Source organism: Streptomyces sp. NPDC015139 (assembly GCF_043079785.1).
Lineage (GTDB): Bacteria > Actinomycetota > Actinomycetes > Streptomycetales > Streptomycetaceae > Streptomyces > Streptomyces albidocamelliae.
Genome location: NZ_JBIBUW010000006.1, coordinates 358,309 through 375,530 on the forward strand (window position 1 = coordinate 358,309; position 17,222 = coordinate 375,530).

Here is a 17,222-nt window from a genome sequence, read left to right on the forward strand (position 1 = left end):
CATGTCCGACAGAACAGGTGTGAACGGGTTGAACCGGACAGTCAAGGGGATGGGGGACTCGCCCACCCCCGGGTGAGGCGGAAACCAATACCGGCCAGTCGGCGCCCGCGACGCGCCCCGATCCCCCTCGCACGTGCGGGTTCATCACGGGTCCCGGCGACTAGGCTGCGGCCTTGCCCGCGCGGACGACGGCGTCCGCCCCTTCCGCGCGTGCCGAGCCGCCGTCGACGGAAGCGAGTCGAACCTTGAACTTCCTTACCATCGGTCACCGCGGGGTCATGGGTGTCGAGCCCGAGAACACCCTTCGTTCCTTCGTCGCCGCGCAGCACGCCGGCCTCGATCTCATCGAACTGGATCTGCATCTGAGCAAGGACGGCGCCCTCGTCGTCATGCACGACGCGGAGGTGGACCGCACGACCGACGGCACCGGGCCGATCGCCGAGAAGACCCTCGCGGAGCTGCGCGCCCTGGATGCGGGCCGCGGGGAGCGGGTGCCGGTGTTCGAGGAAGTACTGGACGCGGTGAGCGCGCCCCTGCAGGCCGAGATCAAGGACGTGGCCGCGGCGCGGGCGCTGGCCGAGGTGATGCACCGGCGCGACCTGGTCGGGCGGGTGGAGGTGTCGTCGTTCCACGACGACGCGGTCGCCGAGATCGCCCGCCTGGTTCCGGGCGTGCGCACCGCGCTGGTCGCCAGCCGGTACGGCCCCGACGTGGTGGACCGTGCCGTCGCCGTGGGCGCCGGGGCCGTCTGCCTCAACATCCGCCGGCTGACCCTGGAGGTGGTCGAGCGCGCGCGCGAGTCCGGGCTGAGGATCATCGGCTGGGTGGTCAACACCCAGGAGCATCTGCGGCTCGTGCGCGCGCTGGAGCTGGACGGCGCGACGACCGACTATCCGGAGATCAAGCGTACGGGCCGCTTCACGGCGTGACCCGGCGCCCGGTCCCCCGCACGAACGTCACACCAGCGCCTTGACCAGCAGCTCGAACCGCAGGTCGTCACGCTGCGGGATGCCGAAGCGCTCGTCGCCGTACGGGAACGGGGACATCCGTCCCGTACGGCGGTAGCCGCGGCGCTCGTACCAGGCGATCAGGTCCTCGCGCACGGAGATCACCGTCATGTGCATCTCGGTGACGCCCCAGGTCGCCCGGGACCAGCGCTCGGCCTCGGCCATGACGATCTTCCCTAGGCCCGCGCCCTGGAGGGTGGGGCTGACCGCGAACATGCCGAAGTACGCGTGGTCGCCGCGGTGTTCGAGCTGGCAGCAGGCGACGACCCGGTCGTCCTGCTCGACGGTCAGCAGCCGGCTGTCGGGCGACTTGATGACCGCCAGCACGCCCTCGGGGTCGGTCCGCTGTCCCTTGAGGATGTCCGCCTCGGTGGTCCAGCCGGCCCGGCTGGCGTCCCCGCGGTACGCGGACTCGATCAGCGCGACCAGCGCGTCGACGTCGGCGTCGGTGGCGTCGCGGAAGGCGAGTCCGGCGGCGGGGGTGTCCATGGGCGGTCTCCGATCTCGGGCGTGCTGAGCCAGGGATGAGGGTAACCCTGCCACTAGGCTCCGCATGCATGGTGCATGTACTCAGTGGCCGGACACTTCTGCGGCCCACCGACCCCGAGCGTTCCCGCGTCTTCTACGGCGAGCAACTGGGGCTGTCCGTCTACCGGGAGTTCGGTACGGGGCCCGAGCGCGGGACCGTCTACTTCCTGGGCGGCGGCTTCCTCGAGGTCTCCGGCCGCTCCGACACCCCGCCCTCGCCCGCCGTCGCGCTGTGGATGCAGGTCGAGGACGTCGGGAGCGCGCACGACGAGCTGCGGGCGAAGGGCGTCGACATCGTGCGGCCGCCGGTGAAGGAGCCGTGGGGACTGGTCGAGATGTGGATCGCCGACCCGGACGGCACCCGGATCGTGCTGGTACAGATCCCGGCCGACCATCCGCTGCGCTATCGGCCGGGGATCTAGGGTCTGTCGTTCGGATCAGGCCGGCCTTGCTCACGGTGCCTTGTCGGCCCGCGACGTCGGCATGATCCGAACGACAGGCCCTGGGCCGGGCCGGCGGTGCCCGGCGCGTCCCCTGGCGGTCCCGGTTGGCCTGCGGCGGAAGCGGGGTCTAGCGTGCGGAACGAGGGCACCCGCGCGGGTCACGGCCCGCGCAGGAGCCGGTCGTTCTCCGAGCAGCCGGGGCGTTCCGCCGCTCCCCCCCGCGGCGGGCCCGCCCGGCCGGAAGGAACCGCCATGAAGATCGACAAGCCGGTGACCGGCGGTCCCTGCTGGACCGAGCTGGGGACGAGCGACCTGGAGGGGGCGAAGCGGTTCTACGCCGAGCTGTTCGGGTGGCGGCCGGAGACCGACCCGCGCCAGGAGGCGGGCGGGTACACCGTGGCGCACCTGGGGGACGCGGCGGTGGCCGCCCTCAGCCCCCTGTACCAGGAGTCCCAGCCCGTGGCGTGGAACGTGTCGTTCGCCGTGACCGACGCCGACGCGGCGGGGCGGCGCGTGGAGGAGGCCGGCGGCACGGTGGTCCTCGGCCCGATGGACGTGTTCGACGTGGGCCGGTTCGCGGTGGCGGTCGACCCGACGGGCGCGGCCTTCCAGCTGTGGCAGGCGCGGTCCTTCGCGGGCGCCGGGCTGTTCAACGCGCCGGGCACGCTCGGCTGGGTGGAGCTGGCGACGCGGGAGACCGAGCGGGCGCGGGACTTCTACACCTCGGTGTTCGACTGGAGCGTCAGCGCCTCGCAGTGGTACACGCAGTGGGGCGTCGACGGGGAGGACTTCGGCGGCATGCTCGACATGGGCGACCGGTTCCCGTCAGAGGTGCCGGCGCACTGGCTGCCGTACTTCGCGGTGGACGACGTGGACGCGGCGGCGGAGGTCACGGCACGCGCGGACGGTGCCGTGTCCGTGGCTCCCGCATCGATGCCGAACGGCCGGCGCATCGCGGTGCTGCGGGACCCGCAGGGCGCGGCGTTCGGGGTGTACCGGGCGCCCGACGAGGGGTGAGCCGTCGAGCGGTCCCCGGGCTGCCGGGAGCCGCCTACGCGCGCAGTGCTCCCGAAAGGCCCTCCAGGCGGCTCAGCAGCTCGGCGAGGAGCCCGGCCAGTTCGCCCTGGCCCTCGGGGGCGAGGACGGAGAGTACGGCCGTCTCGTAGGCGAGTTGCTCGGGCAGGATGCCGTCCACCAGGTCGCGGCCAGCGTCGGTGAGCCGTACGTGGGCGACGCGGCGGTCGCGGGCGTCCACGCGCCGCTCGACCAGCCCGCGCTCCGTCAGCTGTTTGAGCCGCTTGGTGACGGCCGCCCCGGACGAGAAGGTCTCCCGGGCGACGTCCCCGGGGGTCAGCTCGTGGCCCGTGCGCCGCAGCGCGCCGAGCAGGTCGAACTCGGGGCGGCTGAGACCGGCCCGGCGCAGCGGAGCGTCCTCGGCCTGCTGGAGGAGGGCGGCGCAGCGGTTGATCCGGCCGATGACCTCCATGGGCCCGGTGTCCAGTTCGGGGTGCACGGTCCGCCACTGCCGGACGACGGCGGCGACCGTGTCGTTCCCTGCGGCGCCGGTCGCGCCCTGGTGCGGGGCCCGCCGGTCGTTCGTCGCGTCGGCCCCGGCCGCCGGTTCGCCGTTCGTCGCCGTCATGGCCGTGTGTCCTCCGTCGTCCTGCCGGGGTCGTGGTCCTGCGGTGCGAGGCCCTGAGCCCGTACCGTCGCGGCGAGCGTACGGTGTCCGGACTGCTCGGTGAGTACGACGCGGTCCTCGGGCAGGGCGCGTTGCCACCACTCGCCGGCGGCCGCGTCGGCCGTGGCGCGCAGGTCGACCAGGGCGGCGGCGAGGATGCGACGGGCGGACTCCAGGGCGCGCGGTGCCGGGCGCGGCTCGGCGAGCAGGCGGGCGGCGTTCTCACGGGCGCGTTCCGCCGCGGTCAGGGCCTGTTCCAGGCGGTCGCCCGCCCGGCGATTGGTGACCGCCACGGCCGCGACGAAGCCGACCAGCGCGCCGACGAGGGTGTCGGCGACCCGCTCGGTGATCAGCTGTCCCGGGTTCTGGACGCGGGCGAACTCGGTGATGAGCAGGGCCATCGGCGTGACGCAGACGGTGCCGAGCCAGTAGTTGCGGCCGATCAGCGCCTCCGCGCCGAAGTTGAGGGCGAGGCAGCACACGACCAGCGCCGCCGGGTGGAGATGGGCGAGTGGGGCGAGGGCGGCGAAGAAGAGGACCCCGACGAGGTTGCCGACGACGCGCTGGATGCCCCGGTTCCAGGTGAGGCTGACGTTGGCCTGGTAGAGGGAGGCCGCGGTGACCAGCGCCCAGTAGGGGCGGCCGACGCCCAGCGCGAGGGAGGCGTAGCCGGCCAGCGCGCAGCCGACCGCGGTGCGGGCGGCGATCGGGGCGAAGGGCGCGAGGCGCTGCCGCGACGGGCGCCGAGGGTGGGCGGCTTCGGCTGCCACGCCGAGGAGTTCGTCCGTGGCGCCGCGCGAGGCGGCGATACGCGGGATCCGTCCGGTGCCGCGCAGGCCGCGGGCCCAGGCACGCAGTCGCGCGGGGTCGGCGTCGGCGGGGGCGGCGAGGGCGACCTCGGCGCGGACGAGGAGCTGTTCGAGGGCGCGCCGGGTGGGGTCGGGGCGGGCGCCGGTGGCGAGCAGCGACTGCCAGGCGGCGTGGATGGCGGCGGCGCTCGCGGCGCGGGCCCGGGCGTGGCCGTCGGCGGTGCCATGGGTGTCGGCGTACACGGCGGCGGCGTTCAGGGCGGTCGCGGTGGCGCGGCGCTCGGGGCCGTGCGGGCGGAGCAGTCCGGGCGCCATGCCGACCAGCCACGCCCAGGCGCCCGCTGCCAGGGCCAGCCCGATGTGTCCGGGCACCTGGCCGAGGGTCTGCGGCACGAACAGGGAGGCGGAGCTGATGAAGGTCAGGACCACGTTGCCGGGCGGGCCGACGCGGGTGGCGTCGCACGCGGTCTTCTGCGCGGCGGCCATGAGCGCGCCGACCGTGACGAGGACGACGGCGTCGGAGGTCAGGGACGCCGCGAGCAGGGACAGGGCGAGGCCGCCGACCATGCCGAGCACGACATAGGCCAGTGTGCGGGCACGGGCGGCGTAGGGACGGTTGTGGCCGTAGAGGGCGCAGAGCGATCCGGCCATCGTGTACATGGCCAGGTCGAGACGGCCGAGGCCCAGCAGGATCAGGTTGGGCGGGGCGACCGCGGCGACCACGCTCAGCGCGGGCTTGAACCAGATGTCGGAGGGCCTGCCGAGCCGCAGGACTCCGGCGAGGGGAAGACGGCGGGGGGTGGTCGCACTGCTCATCCATCTAATTTAGCATGTGTTTTACTCGTAAATGATTAAGCCTCCCGCCACGCTCACCAGGCGTGCTCCGGCGAATGCTCCCCGTGTACATCCTTGCGCTCGCGTGCGCTCCGCGCCCGGTGGGCATCGCATCCCTGGACCGAACGTCGAGCAGGGGGAGGCGCGCGTGCACGGACCGGTGTCGGCGGCCTGGTTGCTGGTCGCCCTGTGCACGGCCACCGGGGCCTACTGCCTGCTGCGCATGCGCAGCGGAGTCGAGGAGCAGCGCCGCGCCGCGGGCGGTGAGGCGCTGATGGGCTTCGGCATGGCCGTGATGGCCGTACCGGCGGCGGCGTTCACCCCTCCGGTGTGGGCGTGGCCGGTGTACGCGGCGGTGTTCGGCGCGGCGGCCCTGCGCGCCCTGTGGGCCGCGCGCAGGAGCACGCACCATCTGCACCACCTGGTGGGCGCGGGGGCCATGGTCTACATGGCGGTGACGATGGCCGCGGCGCCGGCCGCCGCCCACCACGCGCACGGCGGCGCGGGGGTGCCCCTGCTGACCGGCGGGCTCCTGCTGTACTTCACCGCCTTCGTGCTGCTCTCGGGCGCCCGGCTGGTGCCGGCCGGCAGCACCGGGGCCGGGACCGGCGTGGTGGCGGCGCGCTGGGGTGACCGTCCGGAGCTCGCCCGGGCGTGCCGGCTGTCCATGGGGATCGGGATGGTGGCCATGCTGCTGACCATGTGACGGCGCCCGCCGGGGTAGGGCGCGTTGCCTGCGTCACTTGGCGCCGTGGACCGTACCCCTGCGCCCCTTCGCACTCATAGGGTGCTGACCATGATGGTCCCCGTGACCCTGCTGCTGCTCGGCGCCCTGACCGCCGTCGTCGCCCCGCGGCTGCTCGCCAGGGCCGACTGGCCGGACCGTGAACCGGTCCTCGCCCTCTGGGTGTGGCAGTGCGTCGTGGCGGCCGTACTGCTGTGCTGCGCCCTGTCGATGACGCTCAGTGCGGCGGCGGCCTGGCAGGCGGTGCGCGGGCACGTCTTCGGCACGGCTCCGCGCGCGGTCGTGGACGCGTACGCCCTCGGCACGGCCGGCCCCTGGGCGGCGCCCACCGCCGTGATCCTCGCCTCGGCCGGCCTGTGGAGTCTGGCGATGCTGGTGCGTGAGGTCGTACGGACCCGGGCGCGCCGGCGTGACCGGCGGGCCGAACTCCTGGTGCGCGCACCGCTGTTGCCGGGCGAGGAGCAGGCGGCCGACCGGCTGGTGGTGCTGGAGGGCGAGCGCGCGGACGCCTGGTGGCTGCCCGGGACGGCACCTCGGCTGGTCGTCACCACCGCCGCACTGCGCCGCTTGAAGGGACGTCAGCTCGACGCGCTCGTCGCCCACGAGGAGGGGCACGCGCAGGCCCGGCACGACTGGCTGCTGCACTGCTCGGCCGCGCTGGCCGGCGGCTTCCCGCAGGTCCCGGTGTTCGCCGGGTTCCGTGACGAGATGCACCGGCTGGTCGAGCTGGCCGCCGACGACATGGCCTCCCGGCGGGTCGGCCGGCTGACCACCGCGCTGGCACTCGTCGAACTCAACGAGGAGCGCGGGGTGTTCGGCCCCTCTCCCGCCCCGCAGGCGCATGTGCCGCAGCGCGTGCACCGCCTCCTGACCCCGCCCGACCGCCTGCCCGTGCTGCGCCGCCTGCGCCTGACGGCGGCCGCCGCCCTGGTTCCGGTGATCCCGGTACTGGTGGCCCTGATCCCGGGGCTGCGCGCGCTGGGCTGAGCCCGCCTCCGGCGTGCGGGCACAGCTGTGGACTCAGCCCGCCCCGCCCGCACCGCGACCCGCCACCGCCGGACTCCGCCCCCACGCTGGCCCCGCGGGCATCCGGTCGGCGAAGATCGCGGGATGCGACCACGGCCCGTCGTCTCCCCGTCCCGTCCCCGTGCCCCGCGCGGCGCGGCCCTCCTGGCCGCCGTTCTCGGCGCCTGTGCCGTGCTGCTGCTCGTCCTCGTAGTCGTCCGATGGCACCCGCTGCTCACCGTGGACGGGGACGTCTCCCGGACCACCCACCGCTGGGCGGTCGGCGACACCGGCGTCACCCGCGCCTTCCGGGTGCTCACGGACTGGGTGTGGGATCCGCTGACCATGCGTCTGGTCGCCGCCGCCGCGGCGGTGTGGCTGGTGTGGCGGCGGGCGGCCTGGTGGTCGGCGCTGTGGCTGGCGGCCGGCGTGGCGGCGGCGACACTCGTGCAGCAGTCGGTGAAGGCTGCCGTCGACCGGCCGCGCCCGGTCTGGCCGGACCCGGTGGACTCGGCCCACTACTCGGCCTTCCCGTCCGGCCACGCCATGACGGCCACCGTGGTCTGCGGCCTCCTGCTGTGGCTGCTGCACCGTCGCGGCGCGGGTCGCGTCCTGTGGCGTACGGCCGTGGCGGCGGCGCTGGTCTCGGTCGTGGGCGTGGGAGTGACGCGGGTGTGGCTCGGGGTGCACTGGCCTTCGGACGTGCTGGGCGGCTGGCTGCTGGGGGCGCTGATCGCGGCACTGGCCGTGGTGGGCCACGAGTGGCCGCGATCCGGCCGCGCGGAGCTCCCCGGCCGGCGCCCGGGGCCCGGGCGCCGGCCCGGGTAGGGTCCGGCGCATGGCTGCCGTGCTGTTCGACTTCTCCGGGACGCTCTTCCGTGTCGAGTCCACCGAGTCCTGGCTGCGTGCGGTGCTGGACGAGCGCGGGGCCACCCTGTCCGGCCCCGAACTGGCCGAGACCGTACGGGCGCTGGAGGCGGCCGGCGCCCTGCCGGGCGGGGCGATGCCGGTGGAGCTGCCGGCGGACCTGGCCGGCCTGTGGGCGGTCCGGGACGAGAGCGCGGAACTGCACCGGGCCGCCTACACGGGACTGTCCCGCCGGGTCGCGCTGCCCGACCCGGGCCTGCACGACGCCCTGTACGAGCGGCACATGTCGCCCGCCGCCTGGTCTGCCTACCCGGACGCGGTGGTGGTGCTGCGTGCGCTGCGCGAGCGCGGTGTCGGCGTGGGCGTGGTCAGCAACATCGGCTGGGACCTCCGCCCGGTGTTCCGCGAGCACGGGCTCGACCCGTACGTCGACGCGTACGTGCTGTCGTACGAGCACGGGGTGCAGAAGCCGGATCCGCGGCTGTTCTCGGTCGCCTGCGAGGCGCTGGGCGTCGATCCCCGGCAGGTGGTGATGGTCGGTGACAGCAGGGAGGCCGACGGCGGCGCGGCCGCGCTCGGCTGCCGCGTGCACTTCGTGGACCACCTGCCGGTGGCCCACCGGCCCGACGCGCTGCTGCCGGTGCTGGACCTGGTGGACCGAGCGGGGCGGACCGCGCCACGGTCCGGGCGGCTTCAGCCCTGGTAGCCCTCGACCTGGGAGGAGGGCCGCACCTCCGCGTCGTCGGGGTTCCCGCCGAACTCGGCCTTGGCCCGGCGCTGGCGCAACAGGTCCCAGCACCGGTCGAGTTCCTGCTCCAAGCGGCCCAGCCGCTGCTGCTCGGTGGACGTGTCGATCCCGCCCGAGGCGAGCGCCTCCCTGAGCCTGCGTTCGTCCTCGACCATCTCCGTGATCCTGTTCAGGATCTGCTGGTCCTGCTCCATGACCACCCGCCTCCTCGGCTCGGCACCCGAGCCCACTGTAGGAAGGGACCGGCGGGTCTGCGACAGCAGCGGACCGGGACGGGCGGATGACGGGCCGAGGACCGGCGCGCCGCACCGTCCGTCTGAGACGATCCCCCGCGTCGCCCCAGACGGACGGCAGCCCTCGGCAGGCCCCGCGTACCGCGGCGCCCGTGATGCGTTGAGTATAGTTGGCTGGCAGCCAGTCAACGCAGGAGTTACAGGATGTCCCCGCGCAGCGCCTCGGTCAATGAAGAGTTGCGGCGGCGTTCCCGTGAGCGGCTGCTCCAGGCCGCCGTGGAGCTGGTCGACGAGCGCGGCTTCGACGCCACGACGCTCGGCGACATAGCGGACCGAGCCGGTTCGGCGCGGGGGCTGGTGTCGTACTACTTCCCCGGCAAGCGCCAGCTGGTGCAGTCGGCCGTGCACCGGCTGATGCACCGCACGCTGGAGGAGGCGCTGGAGCGGGAGCCGCGCACCGACGACGGGCGCGAGCGGCTGGCCCGGGCCGTCGACGCGATCCTCGGCCTGGCCCGGGACCGTCCGGTGCTGATGCGCCAGCACATGGCGGGGCTGCTCCAGGCCGAGGGGTTCGTCCAGTGCCCGGAGCAGCGGCGGCTCTCGGAGCTGCTCGGCGACACGGTCGCCCGGTACGGCTCGCACGACGTCGCGGTCGACTACCCGATGCTGCGGGCGCTGCTGATGGGCGCGGTGTTCGCGGCGCTGGTGCCCGGGGTGCCGATGCCGGTGCCGGCCCTGCGGGCCGAACTGTTCCAGCGGTACGGACTCGACTGGGAGCTGGGTGTGCCGCCGGACAGCGAGACGGCCACCGGAGCGGGGGGCCGCGACCGCGACCTGTCCCGCTTCTTCGCGACGGAGGAACGCCCGAGCGAGCCGTGACCGGGCCCGGGGCCGCCCTCGGGACGGGCGGATCGTCCGCCCCGCGACCCCGACACGCGCCCGGTCGGCCCGCAGGACCCTGCCGCAGCGGGCCTCGCGGTGCCATGCTGGAACCGTCCGCACACCACCTCCTTCGGGCGAGGAGTACCGCTGTGCTGCGTGTCGCCGTCGTGGGTTCCGGGCCGAGCGGGTGCTACATCGCCCAGAACCTCGTCCAGCTCGATCCGGACGTCCAGGTGGACGTCCTGGACCGGCTGCCGTGTCCGTACGGCCTGGTCCGGTACGGCGTCGCACCGGACCACGAGAAGATCAAGTCGCTGCAGGGCAGCCTGCGGACCGTGCTGGAGCACGAGCGGGTGCGGTTCCTCGGCGGGGTCCGGGTGGGCGGCCCCGGCGGCCTGCCGGTGGAGCGCCTGCGGACGCTGTACCACGCGGTGGTGTACTGCGTGGGCGCCGCCACGGACCGCCGGCTCGGCGTCCCCGGCGAGGAACTGCCGGGCAGCTGGTCGGCGACCGAGTTCGTGTCCTGGTACAGCGCGCACCCGGACGCGGCCGACGCGGGCTTCCTGCGCGGGGTGCGCTCGGCGGTGGTCATCGGGGTCGGCAACGTCGCGGTGGACGTCACGCGGATGCTGGTCCGCGGCGCCGGCGAGCTGCGGCCGACGGACATCCCACAGGCGGCCCTCGACGCGCTGGCCGGGAGCGGGATCCGCGAGGTGCAGATGGTGGGCCGGCGCGGCCCGGCGCAGGCCCGCTTCACCACCAAGGAGCTGCGCGAGCTGGGCACCGTCCCGGACACCGAGGTGGTCGTCGACGCGGGCGAGCTGGCGTTGGGTTCGCTCGACCCGGCGGCGCTCCCGGCCGTGCCGCGCCGCAATGTGGAGGTGCTGCGCGGCTGGGCGGCGCGGCCCCCGGCACCGGCCGCTCGGCGGATCCGGCTGCGGTTCTTCCTGCGCCCCGTCGAACTGCTCGAACAGGGGGGCCGGGTGGGCGCCGTGCGCTTCGAGCGCACGGCTCCGGACGGCCGCGGCGGTGTGACGGGTACGGGCCGGTACGAGGACGTGCCCGCCCAGCTGGTGCTGCGCTCGGTCGGCTATCGCGGTGTCCCGCTGGACGGTCTGCCCTTCGACCCGGCGACCGGCACGGTGCCGCACACGGCGGGGCGGGTCGTGCGCGACGGCGTCCCCTCCCCCGGCGAGTACGTCGCCGGATGGATCAAGCGGGGGCCGACGGGTGTCATCGGCACCAACCGGCCCTGCGCGAAGGAGACGGCGCTGTCCCTGCTCGCCGACGCCCCCGCGCTGGCCCGGGCGGACGTGCCGGCCGATCCGGTTCAGGCGCTGCGGGTACCGGGCGGCGAGCCGGTGCCCTGGAGCGGGTGGCTGTCCATCGAGCACGCCGAGGCCGCGCTGGGTGAGCGGCTCGGGCGGAGCGTGGTCAAGCTCGCCGACTGGGAGGCGCTGCTCGGGGCGGCGCGACCGTCGTAGCGGCGCGACCGTCGTCCCGGTGAGGGCGGGCCGGTGCGGCGGGCGTCAGACGCGTTCGCCGAGCCTGCGGGCCTGGCGTTCGGCGGCGGCGAGGAGGCTGTCGAGCAGTCCCGGGAAGAGCCCGTCCAGATCGTCCCGGCGCAGGGCGTTCATCTTCGCCGTACCCCGGTACACCTGCCGGATGACGCCGCTCTCGCGCAGCACCCGGAAGTGGTGCGTGGTGGTGGACTTGGTCACCGGCAGGTCGAAGCGCGAGCAGGACAACTCGGTGGGCTCCGAGGCGAGTTCGCTGACGATCCGCAGCCGCATGGGGTCCGCGAGCGCGTGCAGCACGCCCTCCAGCCGGATCTCCTCCCGCTCCGGGTGCGGCAGCGCACGGCCGGGGGTGACGGTGTCGGTCACGGCTGCCGCCCTTCGTCGCGGTCGTCTTCGGCTGTGCACATTGTACGAGAGTCATCGTAGTTTGACATCTCTCGTAGTACGAGGGTTATCGTACGAGTCGGCCACCGGTCCCGTGACGAATGGAGTCCGTAGTGAGCGCGCTCTTCGAGCCCATCACCCTGCGCGAAGTGACCATCCCGAACCGGGTGTGGATGTCGCCGATGTGCCAGTACTCGGCCGAACCGGAGGGCCCGCTCACCGGTGCCCCGCACGACTGGCACTTCGCGCACTACGCCGCCCGCGCCACCGGCGGCACCGGACTCGTCATGGTCGAGGCCACCGCGGTCGCCCCGGAGGGCCGGATCTCCCCCTACGACCTCGGCCTGTGGAACGACACCCAGGTGGAGGCCTTCCGCCGGATCACCCGCTTCCTCACCGCGCAGGGCTCCGTGCCCGCGGTCCAGCTCGCGCACGGCGGGCGCAAGGCCTCCACGGAGCGGCCCTGGCGGGGCGGCGCGCCGGTCGGGCCCGAGGCCCACGGCTGGCAGCCCATCGCCCCGAGCCCGCTGCCCTTCGACGAACGCCACCCGGCGCCGACCGAGCTGACGATCGAACAGATCCGGGAGGTGGTGGGCCAGTTCGCCGCGGCGGCCCGGCGGGCGCTGGCCGCCGGCTTCGAGATCGCCGAGATCCACGGCGCCCACGGTTATCTGATCAACGAGTTCCTCTCCCCGCACTCCAACCACCGCACGGACGCCTACGGCGGCTCGTACGAGAACCGCACCCGGTTCGCGCTGGAGGTCGTCGACGCCGTTCGGGAGGTGTGGCCGCAGGACAAGCCGCTCTTCTTCCGCATCTCGGCGACCGACTGGGCCGAGGAGGGCGGCTGGACGCCCGACGACACCGTCCGCTTCGCCCGCGACCTGCGCGCGCACGGCGTGGACCTGCTCGACGTCTCGACCGGCGGCAACGTCGCCGGCGCGCGCATTCCGACCGGCCCGGGCTACCAGGTCCCGTTCGCCGCGCGGGTCAAGGCGGAGACGACGCTGCCGGTCGGCGCCGTGGGCCTGATCACCGACGCGGAGCAGGCCCAGAAGCTCGTCGCGAACGGTGAGGCCGACGCCGTGTTCCTGGGCCGGGAGCTGCTGCGCAACCCGTCCTGGGCCCGGCAGGCCGCCCGCGAGCTGGGCGGCGAGGTGCGGGTGCCGGAGCAGTACCACCGCTCGGTCTGAGTCCGCCCCCCGTCCCGACGGGCCCGCCGCACGGCGTGCGGGTCCGTCAGCCCGGCAGCAGTCGTCCGATGGTCTCCTCCAGGCGGGGCAGGCTCCGCTGGCCCGCCAGGGCCAGGGCGATCGCCGCGACCACGCCGGCCCAGGCGACCGGGCCGAGCGGGGTGCAGCCGACGGCGCGGCTGACCCCCGGGGTCTGCACCACGGCGACCAGGGCCACGGCGGAGCCGAGCGAGGTGATCTGCACCAGGCGGCTGTCGCGCCGGTCGAGGAGGGTCTGCACGAGCTGGGTGCCGACCACTCCGCACAGGGCCATGGTGCTGGAACGGCGGGCGGTGCCCGGGGTGAAGCGGCCGATCAACCAGGCCGTGACCGCGCCCAGGCAGGTGGTGAGGGCCCGGTGGCGGATCTGCCGCAGCAGGGGTTCGCCCAGCACTCCGGCCGCCTCCTCCACGTGCGCCAGGTCCGCCTCGCCCTCCTTCTGGGTGACCGCCACGGCCATGGAGGGGAACAGGTCGGTGAACAGGTTCACCATGAGCATCTGCCGGGTGGACAGCGGCGCCCGCCCGGACAGCAGCGTGCCGAGGATGCCGAAGCCGACCTCGCCGGCGTTGCCGCCGATCAGGATGGCGATGGCGTCGGCCACGCTGTGCCACAGCGCGCGGCCCTCGCCGACCGCGTCGATCAGCACGGTCAGGTCGTCGTCGGTCAGGACGATGTCGGCGGCGTTGCGCGCGGCGGCCGAGCCCCGCGCGTTGATGCCGACGCCGATGTCGGCGGCGCGGATGGCGGCGGCGTCGTTGGCGCCGTCGCCGACCATGCCGACCACCCGGCCCGCGTCCCGCAGCGCCTCCACGACCTGGAGTTTCTGCTCGGGTGCCACCCGGGCCACCACACCGGCGTCCCGGAGCATCCGGGCCCGGGCCGCCCGGTCGGCCGCCGCCAGCTCGTCCCCGGTGACCACCACGGTGTCCTCGGGCCAGCCCAGGTCGGCGGCGATGGCCCGCGCGGTCTGCGGGTGGTCGCCGGTCAGCATGACCGGCCGCACGCCCGCCCTGCCGAGCCCGCTCACGAGGGCCGTGGAGGTCTCGCGCGGTACGTCGGACAGCGCCAGCAGACCGGTGAACTCCAGGCCGGCCAAAGGCTGTTCGAGGACCTCGGACACGTCGTCGGCCGGGCCGAGCCGCCGTCCGGCCACCGCGAGGACGCGCAGGCCGGCCCCGGCGAGCGCGTGGGCGCCGTCGGAGGCGTGCTCCGGGAGGCCGGCACAGGCGGGCAGCACGGTCTCCGGTGCGCCCTTGACGACGAGCACGGGCACACCGTCCGCGGTACGGCCGACGGCGGCGGCGTAGCCGCGCGCCGCCTCGAACGGCAGGCCGGCGAGCTGTGTCCAGTCCGGATCGGGGCCGGCCGCCGTCAGAACGGCCTCGTCGGTGGCGTGCACCGGCCGCTCGGAGCCGCCGTTGAGCTTCGGGCAGGCCCGCGCGGCGGCGCGGACCGTGTCCGCGGACCCGGCGTCGTCGACCGCGTGGAGCTTGCCGTCGGCGTCGGAGGTGCGCACCAGCCGCAGCCGGTTCTCGGTGAGGGTGCCGGTCTTGTCGAAGCAGATGGTGTCCATGCGGCCCAGCGCCTCCAGCGTGCGCGGGGTGCGCACGAGGACGCCGCCGCGGCTCAGCCGCCGGGCGGCCGCGAGCTGCGCGACCGTGGCCACCAGCGGCAGGCCTTCCGGCACGGCCGCGACCGCCACCGCCACACCGCCGCTGACCGCCTCGCGGATGGGGGTGCCGCGCAGCAGCGCGAGCCCGGTGACCGCCGCGCCGCCCGCCAGGGTCAGCGGCAGTGCCTTGCGCGTGAGTTCCTGGAGCCTGGCCTGGACTCCGCCCGCCGGGGGTGTGCGGGCGGCGAGGTGCACGGCGCGGGCCGCCTCCGTGCGCTCGCCGGTGTCGACGACGACCGCCCGGGCCTGTCCCGCGACGACGGTCGTGCCCTCGAAGACCATGCAGCGCCGGTCGGCGACCGGGGCGTGCGGGGTCGGGTCCGTCTGCTTCTCCACCGGCAGGGACTCGCCGGTCAGCGCGGACTCGTCGACCTCCAGGCCCTCCTGCCACAGCAGCCGGGCGTCGGCGGGCACGACGTCGTCGCCGTTGAGGTGGATCACGTCACCCGGCTGCAGCTTGCCCGCCTCCACGGTGCGGGTGCCGCCGGCCGGCGCCTCCTCCGCCGTGGGCACGAGGCGTGCCTTCCGCTTCTGCTCCGCGACCAGCCCGGACAGGGCCCGCTCGGCGCGCAGCCGCTGGATGCCGCCGACCAGGGCGTTGAGGTCGAGGGCGCCGACGACGAGCAGCGCGTCCACGACCGACCCGAGGATCGCGGACGCGGCCGAGCCCACGGCCAGCACCGGGGTGAGCGGGTCGTGGAGTTCACCGCGCACGGCCTGGCCGAGATCGTAGGACCAGCGTGCCGGAGCGACGGCGGGGTGCCGGGCGACGCCCTCGGTGGCCTTGCGCACGCGGGCGGTCAGGTCCTCCCAGGGGGTGCTCTCGGCGGCCGGTTCGTGTTCGAGCCGTTCGCGGGCCTCGTCCGGGTCCAGCTCGTGCCAGTGGACCCGGGGACGCGGGTGCGGGGCGCCGGCGGCCGCGACACCGAGCGCGGCCCGCGCCCCGGACAGCAGCGCTGTAGCGGCACCGAGGTCGACGGGTGCGTGCCGGAAGCCCGGCAGCACGGCGAGCCGGCCGCGTCCGCCCTTGGACTCGCCGACGGCCACGAGCAGCCCGGAGAGGGCGGCACCGGAGCGGGCCAGGGTCTGCGACCGCCGGCCGACCGCACGGGCCGCGGGAACGGCGGTCAGCACCCGCCACACGTCGGGCAGACCGTGCAGGGCCAGGATGTCCGCGCCCCAGACGACCGCGCCGTCCTGGTCCGTCAGGGCGATGGACACGTCGCCGGCGCTCAGGCCGGCCAGCACGTCGCGCTCGTCGGCGGAACGCACGCGCGCGACCGTGAGCACGGCACCGGATTCGCCGCGCGCCTCATGGACGACGTCGTCCAGCGGGCGGCGGGCGTCGACGACCTGGTCGGCGAGCCCGGTGAAGTCCTCGAGGGCGGGGTCGTCCACGACCACCACCCGGAGGCCGGCGCGGCGGGCCGCGTCCAGCACCGGCTCGGCCCACGGGTCCGCCTCGCCGTCCTCGGTGCGCAGCGCGCCGGGGTGCAGGACGACCGTGCCGACCATCTCCAGCTGGCGCAGCCGGTCCGCGTCGCGGACCAGGACACCGGCCCGCGCGAGGGCGGCGCTGAGTACGGCGTGGAAGGCGGCGGGTCCGTACCGGGCGGCCTTGGGCGAGCCGGCGAGCACCGCCTCCGCCGCCTCGCCTCCGTCGTGCTTGACCAGCAGGGTGGCCGCCGCGCCCAGCACGCTGCCCGCGGAGGCGTGGGAGGCGTACTCCTGGGCCGGGGACTCACGCAGCGGCGGGCGCGGGCCGCCGTCCGCGGCGAGGCTGACCTTCTCCGGCGCGCACAGCTGGTCGTGGACCGAGTCGAAGGCGGCGGCCCGGGCCACCGTCTCGGCCACCTGGCAGGCCCGCAGGGCGCCGTCGAGGACGAGGGAGGTGGGGGTCTGGCCGGCACCGTGGGCGGCGGCGTTCGCGCAGGCCAGCACCAGGTCCATCCGGCCGGGGCCCAGCCGGTCGCGCAGCCGGGCACGGAAGCGCGGGTTCTCCCGCAGCAGCGTCACGACGGCCGTGACCACGCGGGGCGAGGGCGGCAGGCGCAGCGAGTACGCGGTGAGTCCGGCGGCGATGCCCAGGCAGTCGACGGCGAGCGTGCTCACGGCGAGGCGTACCCCGGCCGGGTCGGCGGGGTGCGTGGTCTCGTCCAGGTCGCCGCCGGCCAGGAGCAGTCCGTGGCGTTCGGCCAGTTCGGCGGCGTGTTCCACGACCCGGTCGGTGGCCTCTTCCTCGGTGGCGGTCACCACCAGGCGGGCGAGTCCCTCGTCCCAGTAGGCGAGCAGCACGTCGGGCCGCTCGGCCAGCGCCTCGGCCAGGTGTCGGGCCAGGCGGGCCGTGCCGCCCGCGCGCCGGACGTGCTCGTGCTCCAGGGGGCTCAGGGCGAGGTGCGCGCGGGCACCGGCGCGCCAGTGGTCACCGGAGCCGGGCAGCGCGTTGCGTGCCACCCGCGCCACCCGTACGGCGGCGTCCGCGCCGCGCACTCCGGCGCGCGCGGTCCCGGCGGCCGCGCCCGCCGCCACCCCGAACACCGGTGCCGCCGCCCGGGCGAGCAGCCGTGGGGCGGCGGGCAGCAGACGTGCGGCCGCGGCGGGCGCCGTCAGCAGGCCGAGCACATGTACC

Annotated in this window: 16 protein-coding genes; 10 read left to right on the plus strand and 6 right to left on the minus strand. The window is 75.2% G+C overall.

The genetic code is table 11. The annotated features are described in order from the left end of the window. Nucleotides 1–245 precede the first annotated feature (245 nt). Nucleotides 246–929, plus strand: coding sequence for a glycerophosphodiester phosphodiesterase (locus ACF08B_RS19215; protein WP_392318428.1), 684 nt, complete (start codon nt 246–248; stop codon nt 927–929). A 27-nt stretch (nt 930–956) separates the two neighbouring features. On the opposite strand, the gene ACF08B_RS19220 is transcribed toward ACF08B_RS19215, so the two are convergent. Beyond that, nucleotides 957–1,496: a GNAT family N-acetyltransferase gene (locus tag ACF08B_RS19220; protein WP_392318429.1), complete on the minus strand. Its 540-nt coding sequence runs from the start codon at nt 1,494–1,496 to the stop codon at nt 957–959. 68 nt (nt 1,497–1,564) lie between these two features. Here ACF08B_RS19220 and ACF08B_RS19225 point away from each other — a divergent pair, with 68 nt between their 5' ends. Both ACF08B_RS19225 and ACF08B_RS19230 read left to right on the plus strand, forming a co-directional pair. Further along, nucleotides 1,565–1,957 (plus strand): VOC family protein, encoded by a 393-nt coding sequence (locus tag ACF08B_RS19225; protein WP_392318430.1) that lies wholly within the window; start codon nt 1,565–1,567, stop codon nt 1,955–1,957. A gap of 273 nt (nt 1,958–2,230) precedes the next feature. Further along, nucleotides 2,231–2,995, plus strand: coding sequence for a VOC family protein (locus tag ACF08B_RS19230; protein WP_392318431.1), 765 nt, complete (start codon nt 2,231–2,233; stop codon nt 2,993–2,995). Nucleotides 2,996–3,029: 34 nt separating this feature from the next. On the opposite strand, the gene ACF08B_RS19235 is transcribed toward ACF08B_RS19230, so the two are convergent. Both ACF08B_RS19235 and ACF08B_RS19240 read right to left on the minus strand, forming a co-directional pair. Next, the gene (locus ACF08B_RS19235) at nt 3,030–3,620 is read right to left on the minus strand and encodes a MarR family winged helix-turn-helix transcriptional regulator (RefSeq protein ID WP_392318432.1); all 591 of its coding nucleotides are present in this window, start codon (nt 3,618–3,620) and stop codon (nt 3,030–3,032) included. Next, a complete protein-coding gene (locus ACF08B_RS19240) occupies nt 3,617–5,284 on the minus strand; it encodes an FUSC family protein (RefSeq protein WP_392318433.1) in 1,668 nt (555 codons plus the stop codon). The genes ACF08B_RS19235 and ACF08B_RS19240 overlap by 4 nt, the downstream gene beginning before the upstream one ends. Before the next feature lie 166 nt (nt 5,285–5,450). Here ACF08B_RS19240 and ACF08B_RS19245 point away from each other — a divergent pair, with 166 nt between their 5' ends. From ACF08B_RS19245 to ACF08B_RS19260, 4 genes are all read left to right on the plus strand, one after another. After that, complete coding sequence (locus ACF08B_RS19245; RefSeq protein WP_392318434.1) at nt 5,451–6,008, plus strand: DUF5134 domain-containing protein; 558 nt, start codon at nt 5,451–5,453, stop codon at nt 6,006–6,008. A gap of 90 nt (nt 6,009–6,098) precedes the next feature. Continuing rightward, entirely contained in the window at nt 6,099–7,034 is a 936-nt protein-coding gene (locus tag ACF08B_RS19250; RefSeq protein WP_392318435.1) for a M56 family metallopeptidase, read from the plus strand. Nucleotides 7,035–7,157: 123 nt separating this feature from the next. After that, entirely contained in the window at nt 7,158–7,880 is a 723-nt protein-coding gene (locus tag ACF08B_RS19255; protein ID WP_392318436.1) for a phosphatase PAP2 family protein, read from the plus strand. 10 nt (nt 7,881–7,890) lie between these two features. Further along, nucleotides 7,891–8,625: an HAD family hydrolase gene (locus ACF08B_RS19260; protein ID WP_392318437.1), complete on the plus strand. Its 735-nt coding sequence runs from the start codon at nt 7,891–7,893 to the stop codon at nt 8,623–8,625. Here ACF08B_RS19260 and ACF08B_RS19265 read toward each other — a convergent pair. After that, on the minus strand, nt 8,613–8,861 hold the full coding sequence (locus ACF08B_RS19265) for a DUF2630 family protein (protein WP_093479503.1): 249 nt from the start codon (nt 8,859–8,861) through the stop codon (nt 8,613–8,615). The two genes, ACF08B_RS19260 and ACF08B_RS19265, sit on opposite strands and share 13 nt — an antisense overlap. Nucleotides 8,862–9,104: 243 nt before the next feature. Here ACF08B_RS19265 and ACF08B_RS19270 point away from each other — a divergent pair, with 243 nt between their 5' ends. After that, complete coding sequence (locus ACF08B_RS19270) at nt 9,105–9,779, plus strand: TetR/AcrR family transcriptional regulator (protein WP_392318438.1); 675 nt, start codon at nt 9,105–9,107, stop codon at nt 9,777–9,779. Nucleotides 9,780–9,931: 152 nt separating this feature from the next. After that, nucleotides 9,932–11,266: an FAD-dependent oxidoreductase gene (locus ACF08B_RS19275; RefSeq protein ID WP_392318439.1), complete on the plus strand. Its 1,335-nt coding sequence runs from the start codon at nt 9,932–9,934 to the stop codon at nt 11,264–11,266. Between the two features lie 45 nt (nt 11,267–11,311). Here ACF08B_RS19275 and ACF08B_RS19280 read toward each other — a convergent pair whose 3' ends face one another. After that, nucleotides 11,312–11,668 carry an ArsR/SmtB family transcription factor gene (locus ACF08B_RS19280; protein ID WP_392318440.1) on the minus strand — a complete coding sequence of 119 codons (357 nt, stop codon included), beginning with the start codon at nt 11,666–11,668 and terminating at the stop codon, nt 11,312–11,314. A gap of 131 nt (nt 11,669–11,799) precedes the next feature. Here ACF08B_RS19280 and ACF08B_RS19285 point away from each other — a divergent pair, with 131 nt between their 5' ends. Further along, nucleotides 11,800–12,879 (plus strand): NADH:flavin oxidoreductase/NADH oxidase, encoded by a 1,080-nt coding sequence (locus tag ACF08B_RS19285; RefSeq protein ID WP_392318441.1) that lies wholly within the window; start codon nt 11,800–11,802, stop codon nt 12,877–12,879. Between the two features lie 46 nt (nt 12,880–12,925). Here ACF08B_RS19285 and ACF08B_RS19290 read toward each other — a convergent pair whose 3' ends face one another. Continuing rightward, complete coding sequence (locus ACF08B_RS19290) at nt 12,926–17,215, minus strand: HAD-IC family P-type ATPase (RefSeq protein ID WP_392318442.1); 4,290 nt, start codon at nt 17,213–17,215, stop codon at nt 12,926–12,928. Nucleotides 17,216–17,222 lie beyond the last annotated feature (7 nt).